Annotated in this window: 16 protein-coding genes; 9 read left to right on the top strand and 7 right to left on the bottom strand. The window is 38.8% G+C overall.

Features of this window, described 5'->3' with window-relative positions:
* Positions 1–40: 40 nt before the first annotated feature.
* Positions 41–745: a 3-keto-disaccharide hydrolase gene (locus tag IEE83_RS15960; RefSeq protein WP_228101833.1), complete on the bottom strand. Its 705-nt coding sequence runs from the start codon at positions 743–745 to the stop codon at positions 41–43.
* Positions 746–944: 199 nt separating this feature from the next.
* Between IEE83_RS15960 and IEE83_RS15955 the strand changes: the two genes are divergently transcribed.
* Together IEE83_RS15955 and IEE83_RS15950 are read left to right on the top strand one after the other, a co-directional pair.
* Positions 945–1,811, top strand: coding sequence for an AraC family transcriptional regulator (locus IEE83_RS15955; RefSeq protein WP_194121531.1), 867 nt, complete (start codon positions 945–947; stop codon positions 1,809–1,811).
* Positions 1,812–1,825: 14 nt separating this feature from the next.
* Positions 1,826–2,353: a DUF4269 domain-containing protein gene (locus IEE83_RS15950; protein ID WP_194121530.1), complete on the top strand. Its 528-nt coding sequence runs from the start codon at positions 1,826–1,828 to the stop codon at positions 2,351–2,353.
* Between the two features lie 61 nt (positions 2,354–2,414).
* On the opposite strand, the gene IEE83_RS15945 is transcribed toward IEE83_RS15950, so the two are convergent.
* Entirely contained in the window at positions 2,415–3,365 is a 951-nt protein-coding gene (locus IEE83_RS15945) for an aldo/keto reductase (RefSeq protein ID WP_194121529.1), read from the bottom strand.
* A gap of 187 nt (positions 3,366–3,552) precedes the next feature.
* On the opposite strand from IEE83_RS15945, the gene IEE83_RS15940 reads away from it, so the two are divergent.
* Together IEE83_RS15940 and IEE83_RS15935 are read left to right on the top strand one after the other, a co-directional pair.
* Complete coding sequence (locus IEE83_RS15940) at positions 3,553–4,275, top strand: IclR family transcriptional regulator (RefSeq protein ID WP_194121528.1); 723 nt, start codon at positions 3,553–3,555, stop codon at positions 4,273–4,275.
* A gap of 27 nt (positions 4,276–4,302) precedes the next feature.
* The gene (locus tag IEE83_RS15935; protein ID WP_194121527.1) at positions 4,303–4,887 is read left to right on the top strand and encodes a TetR/AcrR family transcriptional regulator; all 585 of its coding nucleotides are present in this window, start codon (positions 4,303–4,305) and stop codon (positions 4,885–4,887) included.
* A gap of 89 nt (positions 4,888–4,976) precedes the next feature.
* Here IEE83_RS15935 and IEE83_RS15930 read toward each other — a convergent pair whose 3' ends face one another.
* From IEE83_RS15930 to IEE83_RS15905, 5 genes are all read right to left on the bottom strand, one after another.
* Positions 4,977–5,816: an oxidoreductase gene (locus IEE83_RS15930; protein WP_194121526.1), complete on the bottom strand. Its 840-nt coding sequence runs from the start codon at positions 5,814–5,816 to the stop codon at positions 4,977–4,979.
* 129 nt (positions 5,817–5,945) lie between these two features.
* A complete protein-coding gene (locus IEE83_RS15925) occupies positions 5,946–7,271 on the bottom strand; it encodes an MATE family efflux transporter (RefSeq protein WP_194121525.1) in 1,326 nt (441 codons plus the stop codon).
* Between the two features lie 155 nt (positions 7,272–7,426).
* Positions 7,427–9,088, bottom strand: a complete 1,662-nt coding sequence (locus IEE83_RS15920; protein ID WP_228101832.1) for a PepSY-associated TM helix domain-containing protein — start codon at positions 9,086–9,088, stop codon at positions 7,427–7,429.
* A gap of 211 nt (positions 9,089–9,299) precedes the next feature.
* The gene (locus IEE83_RS15910) at positions 9,300–9,599 is read right to left on the bottom strand and encodes a hypothetical protein (protein WP_194121522.1); all 300 of its coding nucleotides are present in this window, start codon (positions 9,597–9,599) and stop codon (positions 9,300–9,302) included.
* A gap of 1,330 nt (positions 9,600–10,929) precedes the next feature.
* Positions 10,930–11,487, bottom strand: a complete 558-nt coding sequence (locus IEE83_RS15905; protein ID WP_228101831.1) for a YfbU family protein — start codon at positions 11,485–11,487, stop codon at positions 10,930–10,932.
* Positions 11,488–11,780: 293 nt separating this feature from the next.
* Between IEE83_RS15905 and IEE83_RS15900 the strand changes: the two genes are divergently transcribed.
* The 5 genes from IEE83_RS15900 (at position 11,781) to IEE83_RS15880 (ending at position 20,557) form a co-directional block, all read left to right on the top strand.
* Positions 11,781–12,314, top strand: coding sequence for a YceI family protein (locus tag IEE83_RS15900; RefSeq protein WP_194121521.1), 534 nt, complete (start codon positions 11,781–11,783; stop codon positions 12,312–12,314).
* Between the two features lie 159 nt (positions 12,315–12,473).
* Positions 12,474–13,718, top strand: coding sequence for a Pycsar system effector family protein (locus IEE83_RS15895; RefSeq protein ID WP_194121520.1), 1,245 nt, complete (start codon positions 12,474–12,476; stop codon positions 13,716–13,718).
* A 17-nt stretch (positions 13,719–13,735) separates the two neighbouring features.
* Entirely contained in the window at positions 13,736–15,757 is a 2,022-nt protein-coding gene (gene ppk1 / locus IEE83_RS15890; RefSeq protein ID WP_194121519.1) for a polyphosphate kinase 1, read from the top strand.
* 40 nt (positions 15,758–15,797) lie between these two features.
* Positions 15,798–16,655, top strand: coding sequence for an SdiA-regulated domain-containing protein (locus IEE83_RS15885; protein WP_228101830.1), 858 nt, complete (start codon positions 15,798–15,800; stop codon positions 16,653–16,655).
* A gap of 98 nt (positions 16,656–16,753) precedes the next feature.
* A complete protein-coding gene (locus IEE83_RS15880; protein WP_194121518.1) occupies positions 16,754–20,557 on the top strand; it encodes a metallophosphoesterase in 3,804 nt (1,267 codons plus the stop codon).
* The last annotated feature ends 38 nt before the right edge of the window (positions 20,558–20,595 follow it).

Genomic DNA, 20,595 nt, shown 5'->3' with positions numbered 1-20,595 from the left:
TATTGCTGCATTAAATTTGATTTAATACAGCATAACATGCCTACAACCGGCGGATTTTGATATTTTTATACCACATTTCCTGTCCATGATGCTGAAACATGATATGCCCCTCAGAATACTGAGCAAAGCCAACGATATCCTTATACTTACTTGCCTGAATTAATGCGTTCAACTCCGGACTGTCGATCGTATATTCGACCACTTTTCGTCCGTTGAGCCAGTGTTCAACATGTTTATCTTTGACAATCAAACGTGAGTTATTAAACGTACCAACCGGTTTGAGCACTTTGTTTTTTGGAGCGATCAAATCATATAAAGATCCGGCGGAACGTTTGGGTTCTTTGTCGTTGAAACCGATATCATCCAGAAGCTGCATTTCGAAATTGGTCAGCCAGTTTGGGCTGTTGCCATTTCCTGCTTCGTGTTTCGCATCTTCAATCACATTATAAAAAACACCGCCATTGCCACCAACAGATGTTTTCCAGTCAAATTGCAGTTCAAAATTTTTGTATTGTTGTTTGGTCAGAATGTCGGTATTTTTTACTCCGGGAATCGTTTTAAGTAAGCCGTTTTCTATCGACCAGCATTCCAAAGGAAAATCAGTTCTTTGATAAGCTCTCAGTTTTTCAACGGACTTTCCGTCAAAAAGTACGTCCCAGGAACCTGTTTGAGAATTGTTTGTAAATGAAGTAAGGGTAAAAGCCGAAATCAACAATGTCAGGGCCGAAATAAGAATGTTACGCATGTTAGAAATAGTTTTAGAGGCAAGAACAAAACTAGCAACAACAACCATACTTAAAGTAAGGGATGTTAGCCAATTTATTAAAAATCTTAGCAAGATTAGTAATTACAGACTATAATTTAGGTAAATATGAATGTTTTTCTGACAGATTTAAAATAGATTTGTATGTAACCCTTTTGTATTTACTGAATTTCAGCATGCCATGCAGCCCAGATTCCATAAAATTCTGACGCCACCATCCAACAGTATCAATGTTGTAAAAAATAAACGTCACCATTTCGTAAACCCATTTCATTATCATCCGGAAATGGAAATTTCATTGATATTGAAGAGTTCCGGATTTCGGTTTGTGGGTGATTCTGTTGAATCTTTTGAGGCCGGTGATTTAATTTTTGTTGGGGCGGACATACCTCATTGCTGGCGGAACGATCAGTCAAATATCATGAACCCGAGCCATGAAGCGGAAATTCTTACGGTTCATTTTCCCAAAGCTTTTATTGGTGATGCCTTTTATAATCTGCCCGAATGTTCCGCGATTGATCTGTTTTTGAAAAAATCAAAACAGGGAATAAAAGTGGTCGGGAAAACGCGGGACGAAGTGGCCGATATGCTTTTAGCTTTACAGGAGCAGGACGGCATGAATAGAATTATTACGCTATTATCAATCCTTGACCGGCTATCCAAATGCCTGGAAATATTGCCGTTGGCCAGCGCCGGTTTCGTGAACCGCTATTCCGAGGCAGAATCCGACCGGATTAATTTGGTCTTCCTGCATGTAATCAATAATCTGTCGGCAAAAATTACTTTGCAGGAAGTAGCAGCACTGACAAATTTAAGTGAAACTGCTTTTTGCAGGTATTTTAAATCCAAAACCGGGAAACGGTTTTCTAATTTTTTGAACGAAGTACGGATCGGATATGCCTGTAAAATCCTGATCAGCTCAAATCGGAGCGTTACCGAAATTGCTTATGAAAGCGGATATAACAGTCTGGCCAATTTCCTGATTCAATTTAAAAGTATCATGAAATTAACTCCAAGACAGTATCAGCTTCAATACCGCGCCATGTAAAATTCCAGTTTATTATGATTGATTTCACCGATATTTCTTATCTGAAAAATGGAAATATAAAACAACGTGCTGTTTTTAACCTATTGATAAATAATCGTATACTGGATTTACTGGCCACTTTTAACCCGATTCTGGCGGGAACAATTCCGTTAAATATTGATATAGAAAAAAGTGACCTGGATATAATCTGTTACTGGAAAGATAAGGATGAATTTGTCTCTGTTATTCTAAGTCAATTTTCTGATAAAGAAAGTTTTCAGATCAAAGATGCTGTTATTAATAATCAGGAAACGGTTATAGCCAATTTTTTTATTGATGATTTTGAAATAGAGATTTTTGGACAAAACATTCCATCACATCAGCAAACGGCTTTCAGGCATATGCTTGTGGAATATAAAATTTTGCTTGAAAAAGGGGAAGATTTCAGAAATGCTGTGATAGAATTAAAACGGCAGGGGATTAAAACTGAGCCGGCATTTGCAGAATTATTAGGACTTACCGGAAATCCATATGAATCTCTGTTAGCTTTTGAGGAGAAATAAAAAAATTGGCAGCGACTATTTTGTCTATACCAACTTTTTTATTTCCATACAAATATTACTATTACCAGGCGCTGGCAGAGTTCAATTTTTCAATAGCGGCTTCATCCAGATTGATGGTTGCCGCCTGGGTTAACTGTTCCAGCTGATCAAGCGTTGTCGCACTTGCTATCGGAGCCGTTACCGCAGGATGTGCGATCAGCCATGCAAGAGAAACTGTCGCCGGGTTGCTGTTATATTCAGCCGAGAGCTCATCCAGTGCTGCCAGTATTTTAAAGCCTCTTTCGGTAAGATATTTTTCAACCATACCACCTCTTTTGCTTCCTTTCAAATCGTCTTTTGAACGATATTTTCCCGAAAGAAAACCGCTTGCAAGAGAGAAATAGCTTATTACACTCAGGTTGTTGTCGACGGTGAACGGTGCAATGTTTTCTTCAAAATCCTGTCTGTCAAACAAATTAAATTCAGGCTGGAATGTTTGGTAAACGGCCAGATTTTCCTGCTGACTTACTTTAATTGATTCTTCCAGTCTTGGTATCGGGAAGTTGGATGCGCCAATAATACGTACTTTTCCTGCCTTTACAAGGTCATAATAAGCTTCCAGTGTTTCTTCAACGGGTGTTTCAGGATCATCATAATGCGATTGATACAAATCGATGTAATCAGTTTGTAATCTTTTCAATGAACTTTCAACTGCTTCCAGAATATATTTTTTACTAAGTCCTTTTTTGCCGGGACCCATCTCGGAAGCCACTTTGGTAGCTAAAATAATTCTATCCCGTTTTCCGCTTTTTTTTAACCACTTGCCAATGGCCGTTTCGGATTCTCCGCCATGATTTCCCGGAACCCATGCTGAGTAAACATCCGCTGTGTCCACAGCATTAAAACCAGCATCTACAAAAGCGTCAAGCAATTCGAATGTACGGTTATCATCTGTTGTCCAGCCAAAAACATTTCCACCAAACACAAGCGGTGCAATTTCAATATCTGAATTTCCTAATTTCCTTTTTTCCATTTTGGTAATGTTTGATTCTGAAAATATTGGTTCAATCCTTATGCCAGACAAATTTTCGCAATACTTATTTATTCTGGCCCGTCTGGCAGGACTGTTTATTTGTTACTGATCCGAAATTACGGTAGTTTTGAATTTAATAAATAAATTATGTGCGATATTCTCAATTTGTTCATCATTGCTGAACTTTATGATACAATCAGTAGAAAGAGCTTTTCAAATACTGGAATATATCGCATTTAACGGGAACTTTGTCAGGCTAAATGATATTGCAGATGCGGTGGGTTTGAAAAAAACGACTGTGCATAATTTTTTGAACACGCTTAAAGAACTTGGTTATATTGAACAGGACGAATTGACGCCTCGCTACCGGATTACCTATAAATTTCAGTGTCTGTATTCTCCTGATGTGTCGCTTTTCCAAATAAAAAAAGAATTGAAACCGGTTCTGGAAAGCATCACCGAAGTGACCAGAGAAACGTCTTACCTTGCCATTCAAATGGGGTCCTATTTTCGGCATGAACTGAAATGTGAGCCCAACCGTTCTGTACGGATTTCGTTGGAATTGGGTAAAGAATATGAGATGACAACTACTGCAATAGGCAAAGTTTTTCTATCGTATTCGGATCATCTTCAAAATAGCCTGATCAAATTTCAGGATGACAGTTTTCATGAAACATTGAGACAAGATGTTGTAAAAATTAAGAAAAACGGTTACGCACTTGACATTGAAAAATACGAGCCCGACCTTAATTGTGTGGCTGTTCCTGTTTTTCACCAGCGAAAGGTGATTGCAGTAGTTTGTGTTTCCGGACCGTCCTACCGGTTTGGGGAAAAGGAGATCAGTTTTACACTGACAAAGCTGGAAGAAATGTTATCGCGACTGGATAAATATTCTTCACGGCAGATTTAATTTCATTGTTGAACTTTCAAGTTAGTTATGGCAAGATCAAAAGAATTTGATGAAGAACTTGTGCTGGACAAAGCAATGGATTTGTTCTGGTTTAAAGGATATAATGGTATTTCGGCCCAGGAACTTGTTGACGGATTAAGTCTTAGCCGTTCAAGTTTATATGATACCTATGGCGATAAAAGAACGCTGTTTATCAGAGCTTTAAGGCGTTATCGCAGCAAGGTTACCGGAAATATGATTTCCCTTCTGGATAATGCCGGGGATGTTCCTGCTGTCATTAAAGCAATTTTTCAGGCAACGGCTGTGGAGTGTCTTGGTGATAACTCACCAAAGGGTTGTTTTATGGTTAATTCAAGAATTGAACTTGCGCCGCACGATGCAGAAATTGCAGAAATAATCACTGAAAATCGTCAGGCGATTGAAGATGGGTTTTATAAAGCAATTAAAAGAGGGCAGGAGCTGGGCCAAATTACAACAAAACAGTCAGCGAAGGCATTAGCCGGATTTTTTGTCAATAACCTCTGGGGATTAAAGGCTTACAGTAAATCTGAACCGGAAAAAGAGATCATTGAAGGGACGATTAAAATTGTTCTGTCTGTTCTGGAAAATTGATCGGACTGCATTAATACTTTTTGATATAATAAAGAAGTCAACCCCGAAATGCAAAACGCTGAGGGTTGACTTCTTTTTTTATTTCAAATTCATGCTTCAAAACCGGTGGATTTTGTCAGATCTTCCCACTTTTCATATTCTTGAGTCAAAACCTCCATTTTTTTGAATGCCCGTTCATAGGCATCTTTTCCTAGTAAAAGATATAAGGGAGGATTTTGTTCTGAAACAATCTGAATCATGGCAGCAGCGGCTTTTTCAGGGTCGCCGGCCTGGTTTCCATCCATGTTTAAGTATTTGGCATGTGAATCTCTCACAGCCTGGTATTCCTCAATCGGATTGCTGGTCATTACCAAAGATTCCGGTGTTAGGAAACTTGTGCGAAAGGCGCCGGGAGCCACAACGGTTACCTTAATACCAAACGATTTTACATCATCTGCCAATACTTCCGACAAACCGATCACAGCATATTTCGTTGCCGCATATATTGACCAGCCAGTTCCCGGCGCTATGCCCGCAATGGAAGAAATGTTGATAATATGCCCTGATTTTTGCTTTCTCAAGTAAGGCAGCGCTTTTCTGATCACATTCAGCATAGCAAATACATTGACATCAAAACTTAAACGGGTCTCTTCGTCCGTGAGCTCTTCAATGCTTCCACCGATTCCATAACCAGCATTGTTAATGACGACATCTATACTGCCGAATTGTGCATTCGTTTTTTCAAGCGCATCGGCTACACTCTTCTCGTTAGCTAAATCAACAGAAATGGGCAGGAAAGAGTCCCCGGAAGAATTTACCGCCTTGGTTAATTCTTCGATATTTCTTGATGTAGCAGCAACATTTTGCCCTGCTTCCAATAATTGTTTTACCAAACTAAGCCCCAAACCTTTTGACGCTCCTGTTACAAACCATGTTTTCTGGGAATCCATATTTTTGTTCTTTTTGTTAAAACAAAAGTACCGTCACTGCTGTCAATATCTGTTGCTTGTATCAAACGGATGATTGCAAAATTCAAACAATCCAGATTTTGATTTCCAAAAAGTAATGTATCACCACAGTTAATTATTCCTTTTTGACATTTTCAAAAAGCGGTTGATTAAAAACACGGAGGCCAAAGTAAGACCTATGATCAATCCAAGCCAGATGCCGGGAGCACCCATTTTAAAATGAAAAGCAAGTAAATAACCTGTTGGCAAACCGATCACCCAATAAGCAATGGCGATCAATATCGTTGGCGCTTTCACGTCTTTTATACCTCTCAACAAACCGGCACTGATGGCTTGCGTGCTATCAGATATCTGAAAAACGGCGGCAAATAAAAGGAGTAAAGCAGCCAACTGTAAAACTTCGGCATTGTCATTAAATGCTTTTGGTAATTCATAACGGAACACGGCAAAGGCAACGGCACAGAAGGTACCATAAATCAATGCGGTGATCATTGTACTTTTTCCAATCAGAGCAATTTTCGGCCAGTTGGATGTCCCAAAAGCGTTGCTCACCCGGATGGAACCTGCTTGCGCAAGGCCCATAGATACCATAAATGTAAAAGATGCGCTGCTTAGAGCAATCTGATGTGCTGCTTGTGCCACAGCTCCGATTGTTCCAATAATAATACCGGAAACAGCGAAAGCTCCGGCTTCCATGCCGATTTGTAAACTGCTGGGAATACCAATATGAAGCAATTCTCCAAGTGTTTTCCGTTGTAAAACCCATTGTTTACTTCTAACCGCAATATATTTGCGAAACGTTTTGTGTCTTAAAATTGTGGTACCCAAAGCAAGGAAAATGAGGGTACGGGTAATTAAAGTGGCATAGCCTGCGCCAACCAGTTCCAGTCGAGGGAATCCCCAGTTTCCATAAATAAGCAGCCAGTTCAAAAGAATATTTACAGGCATACCGGCAAGGGAAAGAAACATGGCGGTTTTTGTAAATTCCAGGCCGTCTGTAAATTGTTTCAGCGTCATAAAAAGCAACATCGGAATGATCGATAATCCCATGAGCTGCATGAAAGGAAGCGCAAGGCGTACAACCTCCGGATCCTGACCCAGATGATACAGGACATTTTTGCCAAAAACAAGAGTTAGCGAAATAAGGATTGCCGTAAGCGCGCATAAACAAAACCCGTTAAACAAATAATGGGAAACCTGCTGCCCGTCGCGCCTTCCATGTGAAAGTGAAACCATTTGAGAAACAGAAATTGTCATACCAATTCCGATCACAAAAGGAATGTTCATCGTGTTGACCACCAGGGCCGCAGCCGCCAGTTGTTTGTAACTAATGGCACCAACCATGGCCGAGTCAATCAGGTGGAGAGCCATTTGGGCTAGTTCTCCGATAATAATTGGCAATGCCAGCTTTATTGTTTTTGTAGCTTCACTTTTCATAAAATTGCAACACTGTCTTAGAATGTTACAAAGTTATCAAAGTTTGAAGGAAGCACGTCAGAGAATTAAAAAGTTATCAAAAAAGCTTCTGGAAACCATATTTAGAAAATTCGGTTCTGGAAAATTATATAAAACGTTTCAGGTTATTCTTGGTTTCAGGCAATTTCTTCTACTACTTTTCTGGAAACGACAGTAGATTTATTTTTTACGAGCAGCGATAAAAAAAGTGTTGAGATTCCTGTTATCAGCCAGAAAATATCAGTTCCCGCTACAAAATAATTAGATTTGAACAAAGCAACCCAGATCCAGTCTCCGGTTTTTAAACCATTTGTCAAAGGAATTATGAGCGAAAAAATTCCGGTCAATACCAGAAAAACTTTGGTCATTTTTGTTTCAGTTTTACAAATTAATCCTAAAATGATAAGCATCAGCCACGAGATAAAAAAGGTTGTGTTAACCCAGAATGTATGTTTGGATGACTCGGAAGATACCAGCAGTTCAGCATTGAAAAGAATAGCTGTTGCAGGAAATAATCCAAAACAAATGGAAAGGTACCACATTGTAACGCGGTGGTGAAAACGTTTTTGTTTCTCTGTATAATTCTTCTTATTTCTTGCTTCCTTCCACAACAGAACTCCGCTTATAATCACAAAACAGGTAAATAAGGCAAGGATAAAATAAACCGTTTTCAATAACAAACCTCCAAACTTTGCGAAATGCAACCGTGCAATACCATCTAGTACCGATTCTACATAAGCCTTATTGCCAGGGATTACTTCAACAACTTTTTTTCCGTCACGAAGCCTGACCGATATGATGCCGTCGCCCGTAAAATGTCTGTCGTCAACAATCCGGGTGGTCATCACACCATCTTCCCGACCATAATTGTCAATGTTTAAAAAGGTAAGATGATAATCCGGATGCTCTGTTTTGAGATTAGAAATAATTTGACTGATTGATAAATTTTTTGTTGTCTCAGGCGATTTCGGATCAAATTTTATTCCCTCGTAAGGACGAATAACGGATAATAGTTTTTGCTGATCGCCGCCGTATAAAACCATAACTGCCGGTGCAAGAATCAGCAATGTAAGTAAATAAAATGCCCCGGTGATGGCATACATCATTTGAAAGGGCAATCCTATCAATCCGAAAACGGTATGCGCATTGGTCCAAATCTGTCTCCACGTGCCTTTTAATGAATATCCGTAGAATTTGCTGAATATATTTCGCCAGTGAATAAGAAGACCGGTAAGACTTGCAAAGAAAAAGAACAATGCGATGAAACCGGCAAGGTAACGGCCAAGTAAAGGAAGCTGATCCAGAAAATGAAGCCGGTATAGTGTTTCGCCAACTGTGGTTGTATAAGGAGTGTCAGATTGCAGCTCATGGCTGACCGGGTTGTATATAAAGCCCACATAAGCTGGCTCGCTACCTTTTTTTACTTCTCTTCCACGAATATTGATTAACGGATTCTCCTTGGAAGGAATTGCGACGTACAGATCTTTATCTGTTTCAAAATAAGGATTTTTACGTTTTATCTGTCTAAAAACATTGTCATAATCAATATCGGAAACGAGAGGAACCCGCGCTTTCGGATTTTCCCACTGATAAAATTCATCTTTGAAAAGTGTAAAAGCGCCGGCGAAAAAAATAACGTACAAAGCAAAACTGATCACAATGCCAGATACAGTATGCGTATGAAACATAATATTATATGCCCGGTTTCCTAAACCTTTTAATTTCATGGCTATCGAAGAAAATAAATGATCAATGCGAATAACAAGCTGAGGGATAGATAAATACCCCAGATTTTCCATCCACTATTTGACAGAAAGGCAAGGACCATAAAGACGACCCAGCAGATAAATACCGAGAAAGCTCCTGTTAAAAGCACTTCACTGCGGAAAGGAATCAGGGCGGCCAAAGCAAGATGCAGGGCCGACGAGAGCAAGTATCCTCCCAGAATTCCTGCCGAAATTTTCAAGGCTCTCTGAGCCGGCGTGGTTAAATATTCTTTTTTTGCAGGCATTAACTTAACAGATCTAAGATTATCAGGCTATGAGCGAAAATGGCCAGACTGTAAAAATATTTTTTCCCCAGCACCGCTGTAAATTGAATCAGTATAACCGCCAGAGAACATGACACGATGGAGAGCAAAAAACCGCTAACCCAGCCTTCACGAAAAATGTTTAACCCAATTCCCGCAATCAGGATAGCTGGTGAAAACCAATCCATTGATGACGCAGGACGGAAAATTTGTAAAGGAAAATATTTTGACCTGCTGTAATAAAAGTAGCAGCCCAGCATAAAGAGATAGAATGAAATCATACAAAAGATTTTCTGCAAATATTATTCTTATTTAGGCTGAATACAAATAGTGTAATATTTATTTTTATAATCTGCGTTATGTGTATAAAAACGGACAATATGTTTCGGGGTCTATGATATTGTTGATGAAGACAGTACGTATAAATCTCAGGCTACGGGATTTCTATGAAAATGATGATGTTTCAGATTGTGGTACGGTTATTTTATATGGCTGTTACCTGACTATCAACTTTAAAATGAAACCGTTATGATACATTTACTCAAATATTCCGACACCTTTGGTCCTTATTTTTTCATGATCCTGGTCATAGCAATTACAACCGGCGCGATCTGGTTAATCGCTCAATTAAAAAGATCTACTGTCGCTAAGAATGATTGGTTTGAAAAACGTAACACTGAAGGTTTCAAGAAAATGATAATCAACTAGCTGCTTTCCGTAAGCTGGGAAATAGAATTTATCTGAAGGGAAGAAATACATTAATCGCTTACAAAGCTGGCATATCCCAATTTGCCGGCTTTTCTTATTTTATACTGCTTGTATTACGATTGGAGAGATAATGACAAGAAAGCAAAATGGATGCTGATAAGTAAATAATAATAACAATTTAGATTTTAATCCGGATCTGGTAAATCATTTCATTTTGTCTTAATATTTGAAAGTAGATGATTTACAACCGGTTACAAAATAAATTGGGCATAAAAAAACATCCCTAAGGTATCACCTACGGGATGTCCGATTTTACTCAACGTTATGAGAACCATTTAACTGGTTTTCAGTCACAAAGCTAACAAGTTTTTGCAAGATCACCAGTATTTTATTGAATAATCTATTTAAACTTTTGGTTTTTTCGTATTGTTAGGATATGGAAAGAATAAGAAAATTCATATTTTGAATTTGAAGGAGCATTAATGAATTTCTGAAATCTACTCAATTGCTATGTTTTATTATTGTTAAATTTAAAATATGAAAAATACTATATTGATTCGGTGGATACTTATTAAAGTACCGCAACTCATGTTAATGTTATATTTTTCTATCCGTTAGGCCTCGTTGGAAAGCGTAAATTCATTCGAATTCGAAGGGCGGTTTTTTAATTAAATTCTATTTCCCAGTCCGAAATGTTGATACTTTATTTTTTTAAAAATTTTTTAAATTTTTTTTGAAAAAATTAATTTTAATAGCTGATTTATACTAAAAAAAATAGGAGATAGAAATCTTTTGTAGTTAGTTTTTAACTGTTTTCACTCGTTACTTAATTTATTATCAGTAAGATGTGAAAATATTTTAGCCTAGATATAGAATTAATACTACAATCGTGCCAGCCATTATTTATTCGCTTCCATTTCGTACTGCATCGATGAATTTTTGTAAATCGGCTAAGGAATATTTGTTTCTTTCCAATTGCTCAAATTCTCTGTGTATGTTAAGCATTTTATTATATTTTGTTAATGATCTTGTACTGTGAGATTTTAACTCACGGCCTTTATATTCATGATACTCATCCATCCTGTCAACCAGGTATGACATCATATAATAATGCATCCCGCTGTTTTCATCAAATCCCTCAAATTCCAGGCTGCTGAGGTCAATCGCCTCCTTGTCGGAATCCGATAGTAATCGAATGGAGTCATTGATTGCACTGTACATTTTTAATATACTCTCAACTTCCTCGTACACGCTGATAGGTACTTCTTCATATAATGTGTTAAAAACCTTCTGATAAAGGCCTGTGTATCCCTTTTCCAGAATTTCAATTCGTCTCTCATTTAACGCCTTTTCGGTAGAATCTCCGAAAACGGATAGAATTTTGCACTGAGTAATTAATAGTTGCCGCTCCACCAAAGAGATGGTTTCGGGAATCATATTGTTACGCTTTTCTGAATCCATTAAGTTTTTACAACGCTTGTCAAGTGAATAATTTTTAAATATAATGGGTTTGTTCAAAATATAATTATAATAATTTGAGCGCATTTCATTTCAACGTTTTGTCCTAACGCCTTGGCATCTCAGGCATTGATTTTCCCTTAAATTCTAGCTATAACATAGTGAATTTCCAATTCACGATTATTTGTACAACAAAAGGCAGTTTATAGACATTTCTTTCACCATTTCATTGAGATAAGTTTGCTGATCACATTCGATTTAAATTTCATAAATTATTCACTAACTTTTTCTCTCCAATGGCACAGGTAAAATGGAAATTAGATCCGGCTCACAGCGAAATATCATTTAAAGTTAAACATTTGATGATCAGTACTATTACTGGTTATTTTAGAAAGTTTGATCTTGAAGTTGATACTGTGGATGAAGATTTCACAAAAGCTTCAAATATTCTGTTCAGTGCAGATATTGATTCGATCGATACAAAAAATGAGCAGAGAGATACGCATTTAAAATCACAAGACTTCTTTAACTCAGAGGAGCATAGCCAGATCAAGTTTGTTGGAACCGGATTCCATGAAGAAGATGGTGAAACGAAGCTAAAAGGAAATCTGACTATAAAAGGAGTGACACACCACATAAAAGTAAAGGTTGAATTCGGTGGTGTGGCGGTTGATCCTTATGGCCAGACCAAGGCAGGATTTATAATCAAAGGAAAGATAAGCCGCGAAGATTTTGGCCTGACATGGAACGCAGTCACAGAAGCCGGGAGCGTTGTGGTGGGCGATAAAGTAAAATTTTCGGGTGAAATTCAGCTGATCAGGCAGGCATGAAAAGATAGCACAAAAGAAAGGAAGGGCCATATCCTTATGTTTCTAATTTTGCCTGTATATACGCTGATAATTTGATAAAAATACCGATTCTTATGCAGATATTTGAGGGAAACTGGATGTTGACAAATAATGGCAATTGATCAATCAAATTCCCGGAATATGAATTATTCTTCTTTATTGGCAGAGGTTGAAAGTTATGTTAAGTCGGCAGAAAATGGAAATCATTCCGATGAATTGCTCTATCACAATATAGGCCATACGCAGAATGTTGTTACGCATGCAATCCAAATAGCGAAACATTATAACCTCGACGACAAAGATTATTTCACGGTACTGACAGCCGCCTGGTTTCATGACTCCGGATATTACAACGGTATCGCTGCCGGACATGAGGAAAGAGGAATCAATGTGGCCACTGCTTTTCTAAAAGAAAAGATGGTTCAGGACGAAATTATCAGCGCTATTGGCGGATGCATACGTGCCACACATATGCCTCAGTCGCCCAATAATATGCTCGAAGAAATTCTATGTGATGCCGATTTATATCACTTCGGGACAGACGATTTTCAGGAGATAAGCAAACTTGTCAGAAAGGAAACGGAGCTGCGTACCGGAAAGAAAATTGATAAGGGTGAATGGAGATTGAAAACGATCGCTTTGCTGGAATCTCATCACTTTCATACCGATTATTGCCAGCAGCTTTTAAATAGTAAAAAGCAGGAAAATCTTGAAAAATTAATAAAAAAAGCACTGAAAGAAGGCGACGAACTTCCCTCAACGAAAGTAGTTTCTGAAAAAAAGAACGAGCCGGAAAAGACTAAAAAACAAAAACCGGAGTCAGAAGATTTTCCATCAAAAAAACAGAAATCCGACCGGCCGGAAAAAGGGATTGAAACCATGTTTCGGATAACCTCCGGTAACCATCAGCGGCTGAGTGATATGGCTGATAACAAGGCCAATATTATGATTTCAACCAACTCAATCATTATTTCAGTTTTATTAAGTATCTTACTTAGGAAACTTGAAGACAATTCGCAGCTGGTTGTGCCCACCATCCTTTTATTAACCGTTTGTGTCACAACAATGGTCTTTTCAATTCTTTCAACCAGGCCCTCTGTTCCACCCGGTATTTTTACCGAGGAAGATATTGATCAGAAGAAAGTCAATCTTCTGTTTTTTGGTAATTTTTACAAAATGAGTTTTGCGGATTATGCTTCCGGAATGCAGGCTATGATGGACGACAGGGACTTTTTGTATGGAAGTCTTACCAAAGATATTTATGCTCAGGGCGTTGTTCTTGGTAAAAAATATCGTCATCTGCGGATAGCCTATAATGTTTTTATGTTTGGAATTGTCATTTCGGTGATCACATTTGTGGTTAGCTCTATATTTTTTGGATCCTGATCAAATTACTTTTACCAATGAGTGCTTATTTTTTTGCCGACAGGGATATCAGCTGGCTGTCTTTTAATGAAAGAGTTTTGCAGGAAGCAGGGAAAGATTCCGTGCCGCTGAATGAACGTGTCAAATTTTTGTCAATTTATTCGTCAAATCTGGATGAATTTTACCGCGTGCGTATGCCTGCGATGCTTGCACTGAAAAAGATTGACAAGGAAAAATCCGGATTACCAGTTTACAGGCAGGCAGTAGAAATAATTAACAGGCAGCAGGATCAATTTGGGAGAATATTCAATGAATCCATTTTGCCGGGTTTGAACAGATATTGTTTCAAACTGATTTACAACGAAAAAATTCCGGACAAGTTAAAGGAGGCTACAACACATTATTTTTTTACGCAGATAGCCGGGTTTTTACAACCTGTTCTGATAAAAGGAAATACAGATTTTTTTCTGGAAAATAATCAGCTTTATCAGGCAGTGGTGGTGCAGTACGAGTCTGCCGACGAGCAGTTGTATCTTGTTAATATTCCAACGAATAATATTTCCAGATTTTTTAAAATCACGCAGGAGGATGGCGATTATATCGTTTTTCTCGAAGATATTATCCGCCAGAATTTGCAGTATTTATTTCCCGGATCTGTTATTTCTGGCTCCTATAACCTTAAAATCACCCGTGATGCCGAACTGGATCTTCGTGATGAGTATGGTGACCTGGCGAAGAAAATAGAAAAACAATTGAAAAAAAGAGATATGGGTTTTGCCACCCGTTTTCTTTACGAGCCGGGAATGCCGCTTCGTCATTTACAGGATATGATCGAGATTTTCAGTTTGCAGAAAGCATCTGTGGTTGAAGGTGGAAAGCATCATAATCTTAAAGATCTGGCGTCGCTACCGATTTATAATGCTTCGCTTTCCTATCCATTCTGGCCACCAATTCAGAGTATAAAGGACAAGGATATTCCTGGCACTTTGTTCGCAGCGATTGAAAAAGACGACAGGATTGTTCATGCGCCCTACCAGTCTTACGATACGATTATCCGTTTTTTTAATGAAGCGGCGATAGACAATTCGGTAGAAAAAATTTATACGACCATGTACCGCGTTGCCAGTGATTCGCGCATAGGTTATGCGTTGATCAGCGCGGCCAAAAATGGTAAAAAAGTATCTGTTCTGGTTGAGCTTAAAGCGAGATTTGATGAAGCAAACAATATCCGTTGGGCTCAAAAAATGAAAGCTGCCGGTGTCCGCATTATTTACAGCAGTAACCTACTGAAAGTACATGCGAAAATCGCACTGGTCAAAAGGAAAAATTCTAAGGTGCCGTATCTTGGGCTTCTGGCAACAGGAAACCTGAATGAAAGTACCGCACGTTTTTACACAGATCACATTTTGCTGACTGCTTATCAACCGATGTTGGCAGAAATGGAATCATTGTTTAATTTTCTGAGGAAAAAGAAAAAAGGGAATCTTCAACCGCTGCTTTTCCAGCATTTGCTAGTAGCTCAGTTTAACTTGCAAACACGTTTTCTGGAAATGATTGACCGGGAAATTGATAATGCGAAGAAAGGTCTGAATGCTGCAATTACGATCAAAATGAATAACCTGGAAGAGGAAGTTTTGATATCGAAATTATACGATGCCTCTAACGTCGGTGTGAAAATAAATCTCATTGTCAGAAGTATTTGTCGGCTGGTACCAGGTGTTCCGGGGCAGAGTGAAAATATAACGATTAAAAGAATTGTTGACCGTTATCTGGAACACGGACGTATTTTCATTTTTCATAATGATGGAAAAGAAGAGGTATATATGGGTTCGGCAGACTGGATGAACAGGAATATTTATCGAAGAATTGAAGTTTGCTTTCCGATATATAATGAAGTCATCAAAAAACAAATGATTGAACTTATTGCATTGCAATGGAGCGATACAGTCCAGGCAGTTTTGATTAATAAGAATCTGGAAAATGTTCCGTTGACCAAAGAAGGCGCAAACGGTGTCAGATCTCAGGAAGCTATTTACAAGTTGTTGTCAGGTCAGGTTTGATCGCTTTTCTAATGCCAGTATTATTATAAAATACCAATTTATGCCAAACCGGATTTATTCGTTGTTGCTGACTTTTTTTTCTGTCATTTCATTAGTGGGATGCAATTCGATAAGTAGGGAAAATAATTTATTGAAAGAGTATGACCTGAGTAATCCCGAAGTATTTACGATGCCGGAAATATTAAAAGAGATTTCAGGAATTACTTTTAATAAGGGCAGAAGTGATAGTGTGTATGCTATTCAGGATGAGGAAGGTAAGTTGTTTCGGCTTGGCTGGCAAAATCAGAAAGTACAGCATGTCAAGTTTGGAGCTAAGGGTGATTATGAGGATTTGGCTATTTTGAAAGACAAGGTCATCATTCTTAAAAGTAACGGTGATCTTTATTCTTTTCCCTTTGCAGATGTTCGTTTTGAAAATATGGATAAGGCGAAAGAATGGAAAAACATTTTGCCAAAAGGCGAATATGAGGGCTTATATGCCGATCAGGTTTCAGGTGAAATATTTGTTTTGTGCAAAAATTGCAGTCAGGATAATGCTGAAAAAAAGGTTTCGGGTTATATCCTGAAAATGACCGGCGGACTTAAAAAAACCGGAAGCTTTGCGCTGGACGTAGAAAAAATAAAAGCCCTGACCAGTAAGGTAAAAAAGGGATTTAAACCATCCGCATTAACAAAGAATCCTATCACCGGAGATTGGTTTATTTTGTCTAGTTTAAATAAAGTTCTCATTGTTACGGATAAAAACTGGAAGCCCAAAGAAGCTTACCCATTGAGCAGCAATAATTTTAATCAGCCAGAAGGTATTGCTTTTGATAAAAATGGAAATTTGTACATTTCCAATGAAGGTGATGAAACATTGGATGGCAATATTCTGAAAATTAAAAGATTGATTAAATAATAATTTCGGAACTGACTGTTTGTTACTGGCTTGCTGCCTGCAAATATTTGGATCAGGGAAATTTCCCGGGTTACTCTTCGTGTTTAAAATGATTTGATATGAAAATAAAATTACATCTTCTAATGGGGATAACCGGTCTTGTACTGGCTTCATCCTGCGCTAGTTATAAAAAAAATCAGTACGCCGAAAATTCAGATCAATGGAAAAATAACAGTCCTGATCCAAATGTAAAACTGACACATACGATGTATCTGGTTGGAAATGCCGGGAATGACTCTCCTGAAAAAAAGGCTCCGGTGCTTCAATACTTAAAGACAAAATTACCCACCGAGTCCAAAAACAGCTCGATCCTGTTTTTGGGGGATAATATTTATGAAAAAGGAATGCCTCCGAAAGAGGACTCGGTTGAGAGAAAAGAGGCAGAATATCGCATCAATTCCGAATTGCAGACTTTGGATGAGTTCAAAGGAAGACCAATTTTTCTGCCGGGAAACCACGACTGGAAAGGTTGGGGATTGAAAGGATTGAAAAGAGAAGAGAATTATATTGAAAATTATTTGAATAACCGTCGTGGCAAAACGGATAAGGATGATTTTGAAAATTACTTTCTACCCGACGACGGATGCTCGGGTCCCGAGGTGGTTGAGTTAAATGATCAGCTGGTTGTTTTAGTTGTGGATTCCCAGTGGTGGCTGACGGATTGGGATAAGGAACCAACGATTAACGATGGCTGTGATGTTAAAAACCGGGAGACCTTCAAGTTCGTATTTGAAAACCTTGTCCGTAAATACAAAAACAAAAATGTGGTTATCGCGCTGCATCATCCGCCTTATACGTATGGTGAGCACGGTGGAAATTTTACGGTCAAACAGCACATCTTTCCACTGACTGATTTGAACAAAAATTTGTATATCCCTTTGCCCGTTATTGGAAGTCTGGTGGCATGGTTTCGAAGCAGTATTGGTCCCAAGCAGGATGTTTCCAACCAGTATTACAAAAATCTAAAAGCTGGCATGATGGCTGGTGTGCGTAAAAACGGAAGTTTCATTTTTACGAGTGGGCATGAGAATGCCATGGAGCTGATTGAGAACGAAAGACAGGAATTTATTGTCAGCGGAAACGGTTCAAAAACGGGTCCGGTGCGTCTTGGTAAGGGATCTAAATTTGCATCCACTGCATTGGGATACAGTACTTTGTCTTTCTATGAAGGTGGCGAAACATGGGTTCAGTTTTGGGAGGTTAGTGAGGATGGAAGTAAATCTGAAATGGTTTTTCAAAAGAAAATCAAGAGTAAGTTGCCGGTTCCCAAAGAAGAAGTTCAACCGGTTTACACTGAATATGAACAGCATAAGGATTCACTTGACAAACCTATTTTTGCCAGTGAAGTCAAGAAGGTCAACCATGCACATAATTTCTTTTTCGGGGCTCATAATCGTGCGCTTTATCAGGAAAAATATCCTTTTCCGGTACTTGATCTTTCAACATATAAAGGAGGTCTGACGCCGGTTAAACAGGGTGGGGGAAACCAGACAAATTCTCTTCGCGTCCGGGATTCAATGGGAAAAGAATATGTGCTTCGTGGTATGACCAAGGATGTTAGCCGTTTGCTGCCATTTCCGTTTAATCAAATGACGGCCGCCAAATATGTTGCAGAAGATAATTTCCTTTCCACACATCCATTTGCGCCACTTGCAATTCCGCCGCTTGCTGATGCTATAAATGTTTACCATACCAACCCAAAGTTATTTTATGTACCAAATCAGCCGGCATTAGGCGTTTTTAATCCGATTTTTGGAGGCAGTATGAGTCTGTTTGAAGAGAGGCCGGATGGGAAGAAGTGGAAAAACGATCCGTTTTTTGGTAATCCTGATAAGATCATTGGCACGCCTGATCTCATGGAAAATATTCTGAAAGACGGGAAATATAAGGTTGATGAAGAATGGGCGTTAAGAACGCGTTTGCTGGATTTTTTACTGGGCGACTGGGATCGTCATGATGACCAATGGACGTGGTCATCGATCAAAAGAGATGATGGAACGCAGCTTTATAGACCGATTCCGCGTGATCGGGACCAGGCATTTTCCAGATATGATGGTTTATTTACAAATATGGCAAAGTTGACTACGATGCCATTTTTAAGACAGCTGCAAACCTATCAGCCTGAAATAAAAAGCATGAAGTGGACGAGCTGGAGTGCGCGGCTTTTTGATAGAACTTTTTTGACTGAGCTTAGCTGGGAGCAGTGGGAAAATCAGGTAAAATTCATTCAGGCAAATCTTACGGATCAGGTCATTGAAGGTGCATTTGCCAGCTGGCCGGATAAAGCCAGGGAATTATCCGCACCATTTATTATTAAAAGTTTGAAAGCCAGAAGGGATAATCTGATGACGCTTGCGAAGCAACATTATGCCTTCATTGGGAAATCAGTAGATATTCTGGGAACAGAAGAAAGGGAACGTTTTGATATCGAACGGATTGATAATGATCATACGCGCGTAACAGTACACGAAATCAATAAAAAAGGTGAAGAAAAACGCCTCCATTATGACCGGATTTTTGATAATAAAATCACAAAATCCATCAACATCTACGGAAATGGAAATGATGATCAGTTTGTTACAAAAGGATCTTCGCATAAAGGAATTAAGGTAAGACTAATTGGGGGAACCGGAAAAGATACTTTTGCCGACAGCTCCCAGGTTGAAAGCGGGTTGAAGAAAACGGTTGTTTATGATGATCTTTCTGACAACAATGTCATTGAAGGTGAAGAGACAAATGACAAACGCACCGGCTTATACCGCTACAATATTTACGATCGCCGCGGCACTGGCAGCGATTATAATATCAATATGCCAATTCCGATTATCGGTTATAATCCGGATGATGGATTTTTAATAGGTGGAAATTTGACAATGATTCGCTACGGATTTAAAAAGGAGCCTTATGCGTCTTTGCAGCGTTTTGGAGGCAGTTTTTCTTTCAATACAAAAGCTTTGAAACTGAATTATACGGGGGATTTTATCAATGCTTTCAAAACATTCGATTTCTATCTTGATGCATTTTATCACGGTCCGGCTTATGCTTTTAACTATTCAGGTCTTGGAAATGACAGTGAGCGCCCGGTGGATGATCCGAACTTTTACCGGGTTCGTCAAAAGGCAATTCATATTTATCCAGCAATCAAAAAACGTTTTGGAAATAATGGTTTTGTAACACTGGGGCCGATACTGGATATCTCAAAAATCCAGCAAACTGCTGGCCGGTATATCACGGTAGCTGACGGAGATCTGGATAAAAGTGACATTTTCAAAACTAAATATTTTAGCGGAGGCCAGGCTACTTTTGACTTTAACAATGTAGATAATATTTATTCACCGCATTCAGGAATCCGTTTCCACACAGATTTGAGCTGGGTGAAAAATTTGAAAGAAGACAAAAACTTTACAGGACTGCGGGCGCAGCTGGCACTTTACAAAAGTCTGGATAAAAAGGAGCGTTTTGTGATAGCTTCACAGGTTGGTACCGGGCTCAATTTTGGATCGGGTTATGAATTTTTCCAGTTGCCTACGCTTGGTGGAAATCAGGATAGCCAGGGCTTGCGAGGTTACAGGACGCAGCGTTTTTATGGTAAAAGCAGCGTTTGGCATAGTACCGATATGCGTGTGAAAATCAACAGCAGTTATAACAAAACGCTGCCATTTACTTTCGGTGTTTTTGGTGGGTTTGATTATGGCCGTGTTTGGCTGAAAGAATATCCATCTGAAAACTGGCATTATGATTACGGCGGTGGTTTATGGTTTGCGCCGGTTGATATTGTGACGATTTCGGTGGGTGCGTTTTTCCCGAAAGAGAAAACGGAAGAATCGCCGAGGATTATGTTTAGGATGGGTTTCTGGTTTTAATTTGTTTTAGGTTACACGGAGAAATTAAGAGATAAAAG

The organism is Dyadobacter subterraneus, from assembly GCF_015221875.1.
Classification (GTDB): domain Bacteria; phylum Bacteroidota; class Bacteroidia; order Cytophagales; family Spirosomataceae; genus Dyadobacter; species Dyadobacter subterraneus.
The sequence above is the reverse complement of the archived record's forward strand: the minus strand, read 5'-3'. Positions and strand labels throughout refer to the sequence as shown.